Raw genomic sequence first — 14,683 nt, 5'->3', positions numbered from 1 at the left:
TGTGGACGATCGTTGTACCAGTGTGCTTCCACCCGCTAACCTCGACGTAACGCGGAGGTCTACCTGCCGCGATGCCTTTCCGCACGCTCTTCCAGGCAATCTGCCGTCGACGCCGGATCGCCGAGTTCTGCGCACCTTGCCCTATTGAAACTCGCAGCGCCACCCGTGTGTCCGGTAGACCGCGGGAGCCATCCGACCGTGCTCAAAGGGGGATACGGAAAGACCGCTCACCAGTGCTTCTCGAGACCGTCGGCGACTTCGGGCGGAGCGCTCGCCCGCGTGAAGGACCGCCGCCGGTCGTGCGGACAATGTACTGCGACGTGCTCGAACGCAATCGAGCACGGGTTTCACCGAAAGATCACGAGTGGGGGGCCTGCTCTTTTCTTCGCGTTGCCTCTCCGCCCCGTGAGCGCCGGATCCCTTTGAGCGAGGCGAGATCATGCAAGAACGTGTTGTGAGCCGCGAACGTGCGACCTTCGGCCAACTGTCCCTGTGGCGTTCCATCGCGAAACTTCCACCAGCGGCCTGCAATCTACCGCAGATATGGGCCCTGCCGCGCGACGCCGCCAAAGAAGAGATCGAACACGCGCTGGAAGACCTCGAACGCCGCCACGAGTCGCTGCGCACCTGCTACGAGGAGCGCGGTGAGCACGGGCTGACGCAGGTGGTCCAGGATCCCGCCGCGGTGAGCCTGGAGACGGTCGAGGCGGATGCCGCGCAGGTGGCGGAGGAACTGGCCGCCGAGCCGTTCGATCTGTCCGCGGACCGGCCGTGGCGCGCGCGACTGGTCACCGCGCGGCAGGTCCCGTCGCAACTCGTGATCTGCTACCACCACATCGCAGTGGACGCATGGGCGATCAACCAGCTGCACGAGGAGTTCCTGGCGCTGCTGGCCGGCCGGCCACTGCCCGAGGATGCGCCGAACTGCCGGGAACTGGCCGTCGAGCAGTGGTCCGACGCCCGCAAGAATCGCCGCGCGTCGGCGCGCAGGTACTGGCGGGAGATCTTCCTGGCCGCTCCGCCGATGGCGCGGGACACCGGGCCCAGCCCTGTCACCAGCCGCTGGGCCCGGCACAGTTCCCAGGAGGCGGCCGCGGCCGCGCACCGGCTCGCGAAGCGGCTGAACGTGTCGGTCCCGTCCGTACTGGTCGCGGCTTACTGCATGGCGCTGGCGCGGCAGAGCGGCGAGCGGAAGCTGCTCGTCGCCGTGTACGCCAACAACCGCAGCGACCCGCGCTGGGAGAGACTGGTCGCGGCCCAGACCCAGATCATCCCGCTGCTCGTGGCCGTCGATCCGGACGAGGAGTTCGGCGCGTTCGCGACGCGGGTCCACTGGGAGAGCCTGCGCTCGTACAAGCACGCCGCCTACAACGTGGACGACGTGTTCGAGGAGGGCGCCCTGCACGGCTACCACGGCACCGTGAACGGCTCCTTCGAAGGATCGGTCAGCGGCTTCTTCCGCTACTTCTTCAACTACCTCGGCGAATATCAGAAGGATCAGACGATCCCGCGGCGGGAAATGGAGTCGGGCACCGCGGGGCGCAACATCGGAGCGCCCCTCTACCTCCAGGCGCAGGACGGCGACACGCTCACCTGCACTCTGCGGGAGAACTCCACTTCCACCGGCTTCGACGGGGTCATCGGGCTGCTGCGCGCTCTTGAGGACGTCCTGGTTCTGGCCGACGCCGACGCCGAACCGGCCGAGGAGTCGTAGGGCCGCGCGCGTTCCCTGCGTTCCGCGACCGCTGCGTCGCAGGCCCGCGACATCCTCGCCGGGCAGTCCATCGACACATCCGCCGCTCTGGGAGGGGAAGTGCCAGAACACCTCATCGTCCTGCACCGATGGGCCGACCGGTACGCGAACTACGGCTCCTACGTGGACCACGGCGCCCATCGGGTCAGCTATGTGACGACACGCCGCGCCGCGGGCTCGCTGCCCGAGGCGCCCGCGGCGGTGCGGACCGTGCACAGCACCGAGGACGGCAAGGAGGTCCGGGCCGCCGTCAGCTCCCTGATCGAGGAGCGCGGCCGGCCCGCCCGCGTCGTCGCGCTGCACGAGGTCGACCTGGACATGGCCGCGGAACTGCGCGAGGAACTCGGCGTCCCGGGCGAGCGGTTGGCCGGGCTCGCCCCGTTCCGCGACAAGCTCGTCATGGCCCGGCGCCTGGCCGCCGCGGGTGTTCCCGTCCCGGCGACCGGGCCCGCGCCGGATCACGAGGCGGTACGCGCCTTCGCCGCCGCCCACGGGTGGCCGGTCCTGGTCAAGCCGCTGCGAGGCACCGCGAGCGCGGGCGTCGCGCGCCTGGATTCCGAAGCCGATCTCGCCGCGTACAGCTTCCCGCCCGACCTGGCGATGCTGGTCCAGCCGTATCTCCCGCACGAGGTGCTGCACGTCGACGGCGTGTACCACGGCACGGGGCTGGGGGCGTGGCGCGCCTCCCGCTATCTCAACACCTGCCTCGGTTTCACCGCGGGCGCGCCGCTCGGCTCGGTGGAACTGGACGATCCCCGGCTCCTCAAGGCCGTCGGCGCGTTCACCGCTGAAGTCCTGCGCGCCGTTTCGGACGGGCCGCGCGTGTTCCACCTCGAACTCTTCCGATCCGGCCCGGACTCGGCCCCCGAACTTCAGGTCCTGGAGGTGGGCGCACGCCCGGGCGGCGCGGAGGTCCCCTTCGTGTGGCGCGAGGTGCACGGAATCGACCTGATGGAGGCGGCCTTCGCCCTCCAGATCGGCGCGCCGCTGCCGGCGGCCGCCCGGGCAGCCGGCGAACCGCCGTCCGTGGAGCGCGGCGGCTGGCTGCTGGTGCCCACCCCGGCGGCCCGGCCCTGCCGGGTCACGGCGGCGGACCCGCAGGTGGGAACCGACGGCGGCCCTTACGCCGAGCGGGTGCCCCTGGTCGGCCAGACCCTCGACGACCTGCCCGGTTACGAGCATGCGGGCGCGCGGTTCCGTTTCCGGGGCGCGAGCACGGCCGAGGTCCAGGCCGCCGTGGAGCGCACCGCGACAGCGTTCGAATATCGGTGTACGAGCATCGACGAGTCGGCGCGCGGCCTCGTGGTCCTCGTCGGCAGCGGCGGGCGGCCCTACCGCGAGTACGCTTTCGCCGCGGCCGCCGCCCGCGCCGACGTGGCACTGGTCACCACCGCCGAACCGAGCTGGCAGCAGCCTTACCTGGCCGGCTGCCACCGGATGCCGCAGGACACCCCGGACGCGACCGCCGCCGCGGCCGCGCGGGCCTGCGCCGCGCACCCCGGCCGCGTCGGTCTCCTGACGTGGGACGAGGTTCTGCTGGAGGCGACCGCCGAAGCCGCCTCGCGTCTGGGCCTGCCGCACATGTCCCTGCTCGCGGCGCGCAACTGCCGCGACAAGCTCTCCACCCGGCGGCTGCTGGCCGCGGCCGGCGTCGCGGGCGTGAAGTTCGCGCACGTGCACGGGCAGCAGGAGGCGTTGCGCGCGGCCGAGAGCATCGGCTACCCCGTCGTGGTCAAGCCCCGCTCACTGGCGGGCAGCGCGGGCGTGGTCGTCATGCACGGACCGGACGAGTTGCGCGCGCTGTACCACTACGCCGCCGAAGCGGTGTTCCCCGGCATCGAGCCGCTGGACGGTCTGGTGCTGGAAGAGTTCCTCGACGGCCCCGAGGTCAGCGTCGACAGCGTCGTGCGCGACCGCGAGGTTCAGCCCGTGAACGTGGCCCGCAAACGGCTCGGCTTCGAGCCCTTCTTCGAGGAGATCGGCCACCTGGTCTCGCGGTGGCGGCACGAACCGTGGGCGGACGAACTCACCCACCTCGTCGTCGAGGCGCACCGCGCGCTCGGCGTCACCATGGGCGTCACCCACGCCGAGGTGCGGCTCACCGCGGCCGGCCCCCGGCTCGTGGAACTCAACGGCCGCCTCGGCGGCGACTTCATCCCGCACCTGGGGTCGCTGGCCACCGGGATCGATCTGACCGCCGCCGCGGTGGACCTCGCCCTGGGCCGGGAGCCCGACCTGCGCCAGCAGCGCGACGTCTGCGCCGAGGTGCGTTTCCTCTACCCGGACCGCGACTGCGTGGTCCGTTCCCTGGACACGGCTGCCGCCGCGGCCGTGCCCGGGGTGGCCGAGGTGGTGCGGCTGGCCCAGCCGGGCGCGCGGCTGCTGCTGCCGCCGCGCGGCGTCGTGCCGCGGCTGGCCGCGCTGCTGGTCACCGGAGAGACGCCAGAGGAGTGCCAGGTCGTGCTGGACCGGGCGGCGGCGCTGGTCGCGGTGGAACTCGAGCCGGCGGGCCACGACGGAGGGACGGCATGAGAGGCGAGGTCATGCGGCGCCTGCTGGGCAACTACGCGCTGCCGAGCAAGGGCGGCCGGATCATCGCCGCCGGGGTCGTGGTCTATGCGTCGAGCAGCGGGCTTTACCTGGCCGGCGGCACCGTCTACTTCGTCAAGGGCATCGGCCTGAGCGCCGCGCAGGTCGGCGCCGGACTGACGATCGCCAGCCTGGTCGGGTTCGTGACCACGGTGCCGGTGAGCATGCTGGCCACCCGCTGGGGACCGCGGCGCTTGCTGCGGCTGCTCCAGGTGTGGAGGGCGCTGTGGTTCGCGTCGCTGGCCTTCGCGCACGGCATGGTCGCCTTCACCCTGTTCGCCTCGCTGTTCACGATCTCGCAGGGACCGATCTTCCCGATGGTGCAGCTGCTGGTGAACGCCGTCGTGGGCGAGGCCGACCGCACCCGCACGCTCGGCCTGATCAGTTCGGTGATCAACGTCGGCATGTCCTTGGGCATACTCGCGGCCGCGCCGTTCCTCGCCGTGGGCGGCACCGGCATGCTCCGGGCGGTCCTCCTGGTCGGCGCCGGGTGCTGCCTGGCCTCCTCGGCGGTGTTCGGCCTGCTCAAGGTGGGTGTCATCACCGCCGGGCCGACGCAGACCCGCCGCTTCGGCGGGCTGCTCACCGTCGCCCGCGACCGCCCGTATCTGGGCCTGACGCTCGTGAACGGCGCGCTGTTCCTGCACACGGTGCTGCTGGGCATCGGGCTGCCGCTGTGGATCGTGCAGTCCACCAACGCACCCGTCGGCCTGTTGAGCGCGCTGTTCGTGGTCAACACCGTGCTGGCGATCGTCTTCCAGGTGCACGTCGCCAAGAACGTCAACAGCACCCGGGACGGCATCCGCGCCCTGCGCAGGTCGGGACTCGCCCTGGCCGCGTTCAGCCTGCTGCTGATCGCCACGACGCACTCCTCTCGCTGGCTGACCATCATCCTGCTGATAGCCGCGACCGCGGTGCTCACCTTCGGCGAGCTGCTCCAGGGGGCCGGCGGGTGGGAACTGTCGTTCCGCCACGCGCCCGAGGCGCGGCGCACCGAGTACCTGTCCGTGTTCAACCTCAGCACCTCGGCCGCCGGCATCGTCGGCCCCGTGCTGCTGGCGCTCCTGCTGAGCCGGCGCACCACCGGGCTGATCGCGCTCGCCGCGGTGTTCGTGTGCACTGCGCTCGCCGTCACGGTGCTCGGCGCCCGGCTCGGCCGGCTCGAGCCACCGCCGGGAGCGCCGCGGGAGTCCGAGTCCGAGCAGGCCGCCGCGGCCGGCTCGCATTGAGAACCCTGATGCAGACAGTAGAACCCTTACATACGCTCACCGCGTCCCCGGACCGAAGAAAGGCACAGCTATGCGGGACCAGCTCCTCGCCCTGCTCGTGAACGTCGTGGACGAGCTCAACGAACGGCGGGACGAGAAGATCCCCACGGAGAACCTGCTGGAAGTCGGCCTGTACGGCGAGGCAGGGGTCTTCGACTCGATGCACCTGGTGAACTTCCTCGTCCTGGTCGAGGAGGCGTTGGAGGACGAATTCGACGTCGAAATCTCGCTGACCTCCGAGAAGGCCGTCTCGCGCAGGGTGAGCCCGTTCAGCAGCGGCCGCAGGCTGATCGATTTCATCGAGGAGGAGATCGCGCTCGCCCGGGACGGGGAACCCGACGAGCAGGGCACTGAAGCGGGGAACGCGATCCCGGCGCAGGGCCTTGCGGGCGGACCCGGGGAATGATCGTCCTGATCACCGGCACCCGGACCGGTATCGGCAGGGCCCTGGCCGAGTACCTGCTCGGCCGCGGCCATCAGGTGGTGGGGTGCAGCAGGAGGCCGGCGACCATCGAGCACCCGCAGTACGTGCACCACGCGGCCGACGTCACCGACGTCAAGGCGATCAAGTCCATGTGCCGGGCGATCCGAGCCGACCACGGACGCCTCGACGCGGTGATCAACAACGCCGGCACGGCGAGCATGAACCACTTCATGACGACACCGGCCGAGACCTCGCGCCGCATGTTCGAGGTGAACTTCTTCGCGGTTCTCGACTGCTGCCGGGAGACGGTCAAACTGCTGCGCAAGAGCGAGGAGCCGGCCCCGGCGATCCTCAACGTCAGCACGGTCGCCGTGCCGTGGGCGCTGGAGGGACAGCTGCTCTACTCGGCCAGCAAGGCCGCGGTCGAGCAGCTGACCCGCGTGATGAGCAAGGAACTGGCGCAGTTCCCGATCCGGGTCAACGGCATCGGCCTGCCGCCGGTACACACGGTCCTGACCCGGTCCGTGCCGGCCGAGAAGATCGACGTGCTGATCCAGCGGCAGGCGTTCAAGCGCATGTGCACGGTCGAGGACATCGTCGGCCCCGTCGATTTCCTCATCTCGCGGGAATCAGGGTTCATCACCGGAGAGACGCTCTTCCTCGGAGGGGTCCACTGATGGGCAGCGAACTGCTCGACAGCTTCGACGAACTCGGCGACCGGGTGGCGGTCGTCCACGGCGAGGCGAGGCACGGCTACGCCGAACTCGCCGACCGGATACGGCGACTACTCAAGGAGTTGGACTCGCACGGCGTGCGACCGCACGACGCCGTGGTCCTCAACGGCGACTTCTCCTTCGCGTCGATCGCCGCGCTGTTCGCGCTGCACCTCAACCGGAACGTCGTCATCCCCGTCGTCTCCCTCACCGGGACGACCCTCACCACGGTCATCGAGTCCTGCGATCCACGCCACATCCTGAGGGTGTCGCACGACACGGAGCCCGCGGACGAGGCACCCGATGTGACGATCGAGGCCGTGCCCGGCGCCGCAGCGGACCGTGGCGAGCGTTACTCCCGCCTCGCCGACCGCGGCGCCTCCGGGCTGGTACTGCTCAGCAGCGGCAGTACCGGGGTGCCCAAGGCGATCCTGCACGACCTCGACGCGTTGGTCGAGGAGAAGCTCGGCAGGCGGGCGCGCGGCGGCGGAAGGCCTTCCAGCATCCTGATGTTCCTGCTCTTCGACCACATCGGCGGCATCAACTCACTGCTCGGCGCGGTGCGCGTCGGCGGCACGGTGGTCGTGCCGCGCCGCCGCACCCCGGAGGAGATCTGCGCCCTGATCGAGGAGCACCGCATCCGGCTGCTGCCCACCAGCCCGACCTTCCTCAACCTCATCCTGATCGGCGGCTTCCACGAGAAGCACGATCTGAGCAGCCTGCGCCTGATCAGCTACGGCACGGAGCCGATGCCCGAGGAACTGCTCAAGCGGGTGGGCGCCGCCTTCCCGCGCGCCAGGCTGCTGCAGACCTTCGGCACCAGCGAGACCGGGATCTCGACCACCACCAGCGAGTCGTCCCGCAGCACGTACTTCCGGATCGAGGACACGAGCGTCCAGCACCGGATCGTCGACGGCGAACTCCAGCTCAAGAGTTCCACGCAGTTCCTCGGCTACCTCAACCATCCGGGCGACAGCCTGACCGAGGACGGCTGGTTCCGCACCGGCGACCTCGTCGAGCTGAACGAGGGCGGCTACCTGAGGATCAAGGGCCGCGCGAAGGAGGTCATCAACGTGGGCGGGCAGAAGGTGCTGCCGCTGGAGTTGGAGTCGGTCCTGCTCTCCAGCCCGCTGATCGCCGACTGCGTGGTGTACGGCACGCCCAACGCCATCACGGGACAGTCGGTGTGCGCGGACATCATCCCTCGCGGCGAGCCGACCCGCGCGCAGATGCGCAAGCACGTGGTCGAATTCCTCACCGGAAAGCTGGAGGCGTTCAAGATCCCCACGAAGGTCAACCTGGTCGACGCCGTCACCGTCTCGGAGCGGTTCAAGAAGAAGCGGATCGTGCCGTGACGGGACTGACGCTGATCGGAGCCGGTAAATTCGCCCTCGAAATCACCCGGTACGTCGAGGACGCGTTCGCCGCGAGGGGCGGCCTTCGCGTCGAGCGGTACCTGAGCGTGCCCGGCGAGCAGGTGCAGGTCCCCGCCGGCCGGTGCGCCGAATTGGACACCTGCGACCTGCCGGCCGGCACGCCCGTGGTGCTCGCCGTCGCGGACCCGGCGACGCGGCGCGAGATCATCGACCGCCACATAGTGGGGCGCGGCCTGCTCGCCGAGAACGTCGTCCACCCCAGCTCCCGGGTCGACCCGGCGCAGCTGACCGGGCCCGGCAACGTCATCGGCCCGCACTGCTACCTGGGCGTCAACGTGAGCCTCGGCGGGTTCAACGTGATCAACTACCACTGCACCGTGGGCAACCACTCGCACCTCGGCTCCAACAACTTCCTCTCGCCGAACTTCCACTGCGGCAACAGCGTCGCAGTGGGCGACGACAACTTCTTCGGATTGGGCTGCACGCTCGTCCCCGAGGTCGTGATCGGCAGCTCAAGCAGGTTCCAGGCCGGCATCACCGTGTTCGAGGACGCTCCGAGCGGCCACACCTACCTGCTCCCGAACCGCATCAAGGCACTGCCCATCTCTCCCGCCTCCCGATGAACGCCGGGCCGGGAGTACAAGGGCACGAACACCGAAGAGAAGGACACCAGTGATGAAACGAGCGAAGGTCGCCGTCATCGGCGCCGGCCCGGGTGGCTGCGTGGCCGCCCTGACCCTGCAGAAGCTGGGCCATGACGTCGAGGTCTTCGAGAAGGGCCGGTTCCCGCGCTACCGCGTCGGCGAGTCTTTCCTGCCGGGAACGCTCTCGATCCTGCACCGCCTCGGCCTCCAGGAGCGGATCGACGCCGCGGGGTTCGTGCCGAAGCCCTCCGCGACCTTCCTCTGGGGTCAGGACCAGGCGCCCTGGACCTTCTCCTTCGCCACGCCGAAGAGCGCGCCCTGGGTCTTCGACCACGCGATCCAGGTCAAGCGCGAGGAGTTCGACCAGCTCCTCGTCGACGAGGTCAGGGAACGCGGGATCGTCGTGCACGAAGGCGCCGCCGTCACGGACGTGGACATCAGCGCCGCCGACCGGGTGGCGCTGACGCTCCGCCAGGACGAGGCCACCCGAAGCGTCGTGGCCGATTTCGTCATCGACGCCGGTGGCTCGGGCAGCCCGCTGGCCAGGCAGCTCAAGGTCCGCCGCTATGACGAGTTCTACCGCAACTTCGCCGTCTGGTCGTATTTCAAGTGCCGCGATCCCTTCGAGGGCGACCTGAGGGGCACGACGTACTCGATCACCTTCGAGGACGGCTGGGTGTGGATGATCCCGCAGAAGGGCGACGTCTACAGCGTCGGCCTGGTGGTCGACCGCTCCAAGTCGGCAGAGGTCAAGGAACTCGGCCCGGAGCGCTTCTACCGCGAGACCCTCGCCAAGGCGCCCCGCGCCGCCGCCATCCTCGGCGCCGCGGAGATGATCGACGAGGTGCGCATCGTCCACGACTGGTCGTACGACTCGGAGCACTTCTCCGCCGGCCGCTACTTCCTGGTCGGCGACGCCGCCTGCTTCACCGACCCGCTCTTCTCGCAGGGCGTCCACCTGGCCACCCAATCCGCCGTGTGCGCGGCGTCGGCGATCGACCGGATCACGCACGCCGAGGACGAACTCGACGCGGTCCACGCGTGGTACAACCGCAGCTACCGCGAGACCTACGAGCAGTACCACGAGTTCCTCGCGTCCTTCTACACCTTCGCCTCCTTCACCGAGCCCGAGTCCGAGTTCTGGCTCAAGCGCAGGATCAGCGAGTCCGACGACGAGCGGCTCAACCGGAAGAAGTGGTTCGACCGGCTTGTCGCGGGCGACGCGCGGCATCCCGACGCCTCGGTGGCCGGCTTCCACGACCGCGCGGCCACGATGATCGCCATCGGACGCCACCAGCGCAAGGAGTTGACCGACGAGTTCGCCGACCAGGAACTGAACGGCGCGCGGGTGCGCTGGATCGGCGATCTGACCAAGCGGCTCAACCGCATCACGCGCCTGGCCTGGACCGGCGAGGAGGTCCTGCTCAAGCCGTACTTCAAGGTCGACCCGCTCTCCTTCCGCCTGGAGAGCAAGAAGGTGCTGGCCAACGAGGACGGCCTCGATATGATCAAGTACCCGCTGGAGGAGCGGCACCGGGAGATCTTCCAGCTCGTCGCCAAGGAGAACGTGGGTTACAAGAACCTGATCAAGCAGCTCAACGACGCCGGAATGCAGGAGTCGAGTTCGCAGATCGTCATCCGGCTGATGGAGGCCGGCTTGCTCACCGGCTACGACAAGGACGACCGGCGCGTGTTCATCCAGGACCGCCTGCGCTTCGACGGTGTGGGCACGGAATACGAGGTCTGATCATGCAGTCCCTGACGTACGTCTTCCTCGCGGGCATCGACAACTCCGGGCCCGAGCACTGGCAGTCGCACTGGCGCGGCCGGGTGGCCGACTCGGTGTGGGTCGAGCACGCTTCCTGGGACGCGCCGGTGCGCGATACCTGGGTCGAGGAGTTCGACGACGCCCTGCGCAAGATCGAGGGCCCCAAGATCCTGGTGGCGCACAGTCTCGGCTGCACCCTCGTGGCCGAATGGGCCGCGCAGCATCAGGACGCCGGGATCGTCGGCGCCTTCCTGGTAGCGGTGCCGGACGCGCGCGGTCCCGCGTTCCCGAGTGCGGCCGTGGGCTTCGACCCGGCCCGCCACGGCCGGCTGCCCTTCCCCTGCCTGGTGGTCGCAAGCGAGGACGATCCCTACTGCTCCATGGAAAGCGCGGCGGCCAACGCGGAGTTGTTCGGCGCCGCACTGGTGAACGTCGGCCGCAAGGGACACCTCAACGCCGGCTCGGGGCTCGGGAACTGGCCCGAGGGCTGGTCGCTGTTCAGCGAGCATTTCCTGAGCTGAGAGCCGCCGAGAAGTGAATCCGGCGTGGTCACGCCGTCTTCGCAGGACAGCACACGACGGCCGGTGGCGTCCGCTTACCGGCCGTCGTGTTTGGGAACCGCGGGATTGACAGTTGGCGGCGTGGACTGTCGTGACCGGCCCGCCGTTGATCGGGTACGAGCAGCCAGCGATGCCTTGACCTGAGGAGAAGATGAAGGTGCCGCTGAGTGTTCGGCGCGTTCGAAAGGCGCGTGAGGGTAGACCGGAGACGGCCTACAGCGCGCCGTCCCGCCAGGCCGCCCTTGCGCTCGGATAGATCGGGCGGAAGCCCAGTTCGCGGTACGCGCGCGTGGTGTCCGGCACGCCATACCAGGGATCCGCGGCGGTCCTGCCCTCGGCCGCGGCCAGGTCCATGCTGCGCCCCACCAGCTCATGCAGTTCGAACACCGTCGAGACTGCGTCACCGCAGATGTTGTACGCGCGGTAGGAACTCTGCTTTGACGGCAGGACCCTGAGAGCACGGTGCACTCCCTGGGCCACGTCCGCGTGATGCACCATCGCCATCGGCTCGTTCGCCGCCGCTGCGTTGAAGCGCGGCAGGATGTTCTCGATGTGCGGATCGCGGTCGCCGTATACGAAGGCGAGGCGCAGCGTGACGATGTCGAGCCCTGATTCCCCGCTCAGCTCGCGCAGCCGCTCCTCGGCCTCCCGCTTGCTCGCCGGGTATGCGCGCTGCTGCGGCGTGACGACCGCGCGCAGTTCGTCGTCCTCGCGCACGGGTCGGCCGATGCCCGGACCGTAGACGAGGTTCGTGCTCACCTGCACGAAGCGGCGCACCCCGGCCTGGGCGCTTTCCTCGGCCAGCGCGACGGCCGCGTCCCGGTTCACCGCGAACATGTCGGCGTCGCTCACCTCCGGGCCGCGGAAGGTCGCGGCGTTGTTGACGACCGAAGTCACCGCGTCCAGCGCCCGCTTGCGATCCTCGGCCTCAAGCAGGTCGCCGACCACGGGCAGCGCGCCCAGGTTCGCGAAATGCTCGGCGGCCTGCTGCGTGCGCACCAGCACCCTGATCTGGTCGCCGTTTTCGCGCCAGGACAGCAGCCGCGGCACCAGCCGCTTGCCGACCTGTCCGGTCGCGCCCGTCACCAGGATCGTCTCGTTCACCATGTCGTGCTCCGTTTCCCGCTCCGTTCAGCTTGCACAAGCCAGCCTGGCGCGCCGCCCGGCCGGATTGCAGAGGCCGGCTTAGCCACGGACTGGCAGTACCTGGCTACCGTCCGGGCCCCGCGCGAGAATGATCGGGTGAACCGGTCTGATCTCGCGGCACTGGCCGACTTCCTGCGGCGCAGCAGGCAGCGAATCGATCCGTCCTCGGTGGGCCTTTCGCCGCGCGCCCGGGTGCGCACCCCCGGCCTGCGTCGGGAGGACGTGGCCCAGATGGCCGGGATCTCGGTCGACTATTACGCGCGTCTGGAACAGCAGCGCGGCGCCCGGCCCTCCGAGCAGGTGATCGGAGCGCTGGCCCGCGCTCTGCGGCTGACCGACGACGAGTGCGACTACCTGTATCGCCTGGCCGGCTATCCGACCCGGGCGCGCGGCACGGCGAGCCGGCACGTGCCGCCGGGTCTGCTGCTCATCCTGGACCGCTTGGTGGACGCGCCCGCGCAGGTGATCAGCGACACCGGTCAGGTGCTCGCGCGCAACGCCGTGGCGGAGGCGCTGTTCGGCGGGCCCGTTCTGCCCGGCCGCGCCGGCAACGCCATCTGGTTGCTGTTCACCGAGACGCAGTCGCGGCCGGTGCTCAAGGAGCAACTGCCCAGGCTGATGGCCAACCACGTGGCCGATCTGCGCGCCGTCCACGCCCGCCGTCCCGACGACGCCGAGGTCAATGCGCTTATCAGCGACCTGCTTCAGGCCAGCGCCGCTTTCCGTGAACTGTGGGATCGGCACGACGTCGCGGTGATACGCAGCTTGACGAAGACGTTCGTCCACCCCCACGTCGGCCCGATCACGCTGGAGTGCGAGGTGCTGCTCTCCGCCTCGTCCTCGGGGGAGCAGTCTTTGGTGCTCTACACGGCGCGGCCCGGCACCGAGAGCGCCGGCAAGCTCGAGTTGCTGTGTGTCCTGGGCCGGGAGACCTTCGCCGAGGGCGAGGTCCGTTGACCAGGACAGGAGTTGTTGCAACAGCAAATACTTCGCTCTCGTCCCGGACGGTGGCACTGCCGAGGAGGCCATCGGGCTGGTGCGCCGCATCCACACTCAGCCGTTGCCGCCCGACAGGGACGAGCGATCACCGGCGGACCGCGGGCGCGTAGGTCTCGCCAGCAAGGTCGGGACTTGGGGTGGCCATCGCTCATGTACATGATGTACATTGTGGCTGTCATGTACACGGAGGCAGGAGTCTCGATGGTACTTACCTTCGACAAGATGGCCGATGCTCGCGACCATTTGAAGGACTTGTACGACTCTGCCCAGAGCGGCGTTCCCGCAGTTGTGCAGCGGTCAGATGATCCCGCGGTAGCGATGGTTCGGCTTGATTCGCTCAAGCGACTTCTGCGCAGCTCGTGCCCGATCGATCCTCAAATCCGCTTCGGAGAGCAGTCGGTAAGCGTTTGGCTGCCTGGGTTCCCGGTTAGCGCGCAGGGCGCCGACTTCGAAGCAGCGGCCAGCGAGTTCGTCGCTGCACTGCGCGATTACGCGGAAACCTGGGTCGAGGATCTACGCCACTACCCAAATCATGCCGAGAACTGGGGCCTGGTGAACCTTGTTCAGCTCTCCGACGACGCAGAGTTGCTTCGGCACGCCTTCGGGGAGGAGTAGTGCGCCTGCCCACCTTCGCGCAGCTTCGGAAATTCGTCGAAGTAGAGGGCTGGGATGACAAGGACAAGCTGTCGTCGAAGCGTACCGGCGACCATCACCGATATGTCATAACCACCCCTACCGGCGAGCGCCTCATGACTCGAGTCTCGCACGGAGCCGGTCAGATTGCTGACCGTGACCTGTTCGCTCATATCTTGCGTGACCAACTTCAAGTTACGGAAGCTCAGTTCTGGGATGCAGTCGATCACGGAGTGGGTCCCGAACGGCCGACCCTCCCCGGCCCGGATCCAGCTGAAGGCCCGTCTGTCGACGCCAAGCTCGCCAGAAACCTCCTCACGAAGGTGGGGATGACCCAGCCGGAGTTGATCGGCCTGACACAGGCTGAGGCAGTGGCGATCTGGCAACACTGGCTGACCACTGGCGAACGGCCCAGCGTTCCGGCCGACCAGTCCGGTCGGTAGGCGCCGCGACGGTCCTGGCAGATGGCGTCAGGATCCCAAGCATACGAAAGTGGCCCCTCACGCTGGTGAGGGGCCGTTTTTGCTCTTGACGCTGTGTGCCCCCGGCGCGATTCGAACGCGCGCACCCGCCTCCGGAGGACTGTGGAAACGATCGCCTGTGACCGTCACCTGCGCCTTCGTCTCCGTTGACGGCTTCCCAGCCCTCCGCGCCGCCCCCGCGAGGTCGCGAACAAGACAGCACCCCGCAACCGGCTCGCCATGGCCGCCGCCATCAGAGCCCACCTACACCGCCTCCAGAAGCAGCCCACCCGCGTGATCTCCTTCTTCCACAAACCCGAGGTCACCTACGCAGCAGCCTGACCACGAC

Annotated in this window: 13 protein-coding genes; 12 read left to right on the top strand and 1 reads right to left on the bottom strand. The window is 69.0% G+C overall.

The genetic code is table 11. The features are described from left to right. Window positions 1–454 precede the first annotated feature (454 nt). The 9 genes from KGA66_RS02465 to KGA66_RS02425 all read left to right on the top strand — a co-directional run bounded on the left by KGA66_RS02465 (window position 455) and on the right by KGA66_RS02425 (window position 11,056). Entirely contained in the window at window positions 455–1,714 is a 1,260-nt protein-coding gene (locus tag KGA66_RS02465) for a condensation domain-containing protein (RefSeq protein ID WP_211464007.1), read from the top strand. 99 nt (window positions 1,715–1,813) lie between these two features. Next, window positions 1,814–4,285 (top strand): ATP-grasp domain-containing protein, encoded by a 2,472-nt coding sequence (locus KGA66_RS31345; RefSeq protein WP_211464005.1) that lies wholly within the window; start codon window positions 1,814–1,816, stop codon window positions 4,283–4,285. Further along, window positions 4,282–5,571, top strand: a complete 1,290-nt coding sequence (locus KGA66_RS02455) for an MFS transporter (RefSeq protein WP_211464003.1) — start codon at window positions 4,282–4,284, stop codon at window positions 5,569–5,571. Before KGA66_RS31345 ends, KGA66_RS02455 begins: the two co-directional genes overlap by 4 nt. A gap of 70 nt (window positions 5,572–5,641) precedes the next feature. After that, window positions 5,642–6,016 carry a hypothetical protein gene (locus KGA66_RS02450; RefSeq protein WP_211464001.1) on the top strand — a complete coding sequence of 125 codons (375 nt, stop codon included), beginning with the start codon at window positions 5,642–5,644 and terminating at the stop codon, window positions 6,014–6,016. Next, window positions 6,013–6,711 carry an SDR family NAD(P)-dependent oxidoreductase gene (locus KGA66_RS02445; RefSeq protein ID WP_211463999.1) on the top strand — a complete coding sequence of 233 codons (699 nt, stop codon included), beginning with the start codon at window positions 6,013–6,015 and terminating at the stop codon, window positions 6,709–6,711. The genes KGA66_RS02450 and KGA66_RS02445 overlap by 4 nt, the downstream gene beginning before the upstream one ends. After that, the gene (locus KGA66_RS02440) at window positions 6,711–8,102 is read left to right on the top strand and encodes a long-chain fatty acid--CoA ligase (protein ID WP_211463997.1); all 1,392 of its coding nucleotides are present in this window, start codon (window positions 6,711–6,713) and stop codon (window positions 8,100–8,102) included. Before KGA66_RS02445 ends, KGA66_RS02440 begins: the two co-directional genes overlap by 1 nt. Beyond that, the gene (locus KGA66_RS02435) at window positions 8,099–8,746 is read left to right on the top strand and encodes an LbetaH domain-containing protein (protein WP_211463995.1); all 648 of its coding nucleotides are present in this window, start codon (window positions 8,099–8,101) and stop codon (window positions 8,744–8,746) included. The genes KGA66_RS02440 and KGA66_RS02435 overlap by 4 nt, the downstream gene beginning before the upstream one ends. Window positions 8,747–8,798: 52 nt before the next feature. Continuing rightward, window positions 8,799–10,514: a chloramphenicol-biosynthetic FADH2-dependent halogenase CmlS gene (gene cmlS / locus KGA66_RS02430; RefSeq protein WP_211463993.1), complete on the top strand. Its 1,716-nt coding sequence runs from the start codon at window positions 8,799–8,801 to the stop codon at window positions 10,512–10,514. A gap of 2 nt (window positions 10,515–10,516) precedes the next feature. Continuing rightward, window positions 10,517–11,056 carry an RBBP9/YdeN family alpha/beta hydrolase gene (locus KGA66_RS02425; protein WP_211463991.1) on the top strand — a complete coding sequence of 180 codons (540 nt, stop codon included), beginning with the start codon at window positions 10,517–10,519 and terminating at the stop codon, window positions 11,054–11,056. A 252-nt stretch (window positions 11,057–11,308) separates the two neighbouring features. Here the strand turns inward: KGA66_RS02425 and KGA66_RS02420 are convergent, their stop codons facing one another. Continuing rightward, window positions 11,309–12,202, bottom strand: a complete 894-nt coding sequence (locus KGA66_RS02420) for an NAD-dependent epimerase/dehydratase family protein (RefSeq protein ID WP_211463989.1) — start codon at window positions 12,200–12,202, stop codon at window positions 11,309–11,311. Between the two features lie 135 nt (window positions 12,203–12,337). Here KGA66_RS02420 and KGA66_RS02415 point away from each other — a divergent pair, with 135 nt between their 5' ends. From KGA66_RS02415 to KGA66_RS02405, 3 genes are all read left to right on the top strand, one after another. After that, window positions 12,338–13,198: a helix-turn-helix transcriptional regulator gene (locus tag KGA66_RS02415; RefSeq protein ID WP_211463987.1), complete on the top strand. Its 861-nt coding sequence runs from the start codon at window positions 12,338–12,340 to the stop codon at window positions 13,196–13,198. Window positions 13,199–13,441: 243 nt separating this feature from the next. Continuing rightward, entirely contained in the window at window positions 13,442–13,855 is a 414-nt protein-coding gene (locus KGA66_RS02410) for a RelB antitoxin-like protein (RefSeq protein ID WP_211463985.1), read from the top strand. Then, window positions 13,855–14,316: a hypothetical protein gene (locus tag KGA66_RS02405; protein ID WP_211463983.1), complete on the top strand. Its 462-nt coding sequence runs from the start codon at window positions 13,855–13,857 to the stop codon at window positions 14,314–14,316. The genes KGA66_RS02410 and KGA66_RS02405 overlap by 1 nt, the downstream gene beginning before the upstream one ends. Window positions 14,317–14,683 lie beyond the last annotated feature (367 nt).

The sequence above is a fragment of the Actinocrinis puniceicyclus genome, from assembly GCF_018283645.1.
In the GTDB taxonomy this organism is placed as follows: Bacteria; Actinomycetota; Actinomycetes; order Streptomycetales; family Catenulisporaceae; genus Actinocrinis; species Actinocrinis puniceicyclus.
This window is presented reverse-complemented; position numbering and strand designations above follow the sequence as displayed.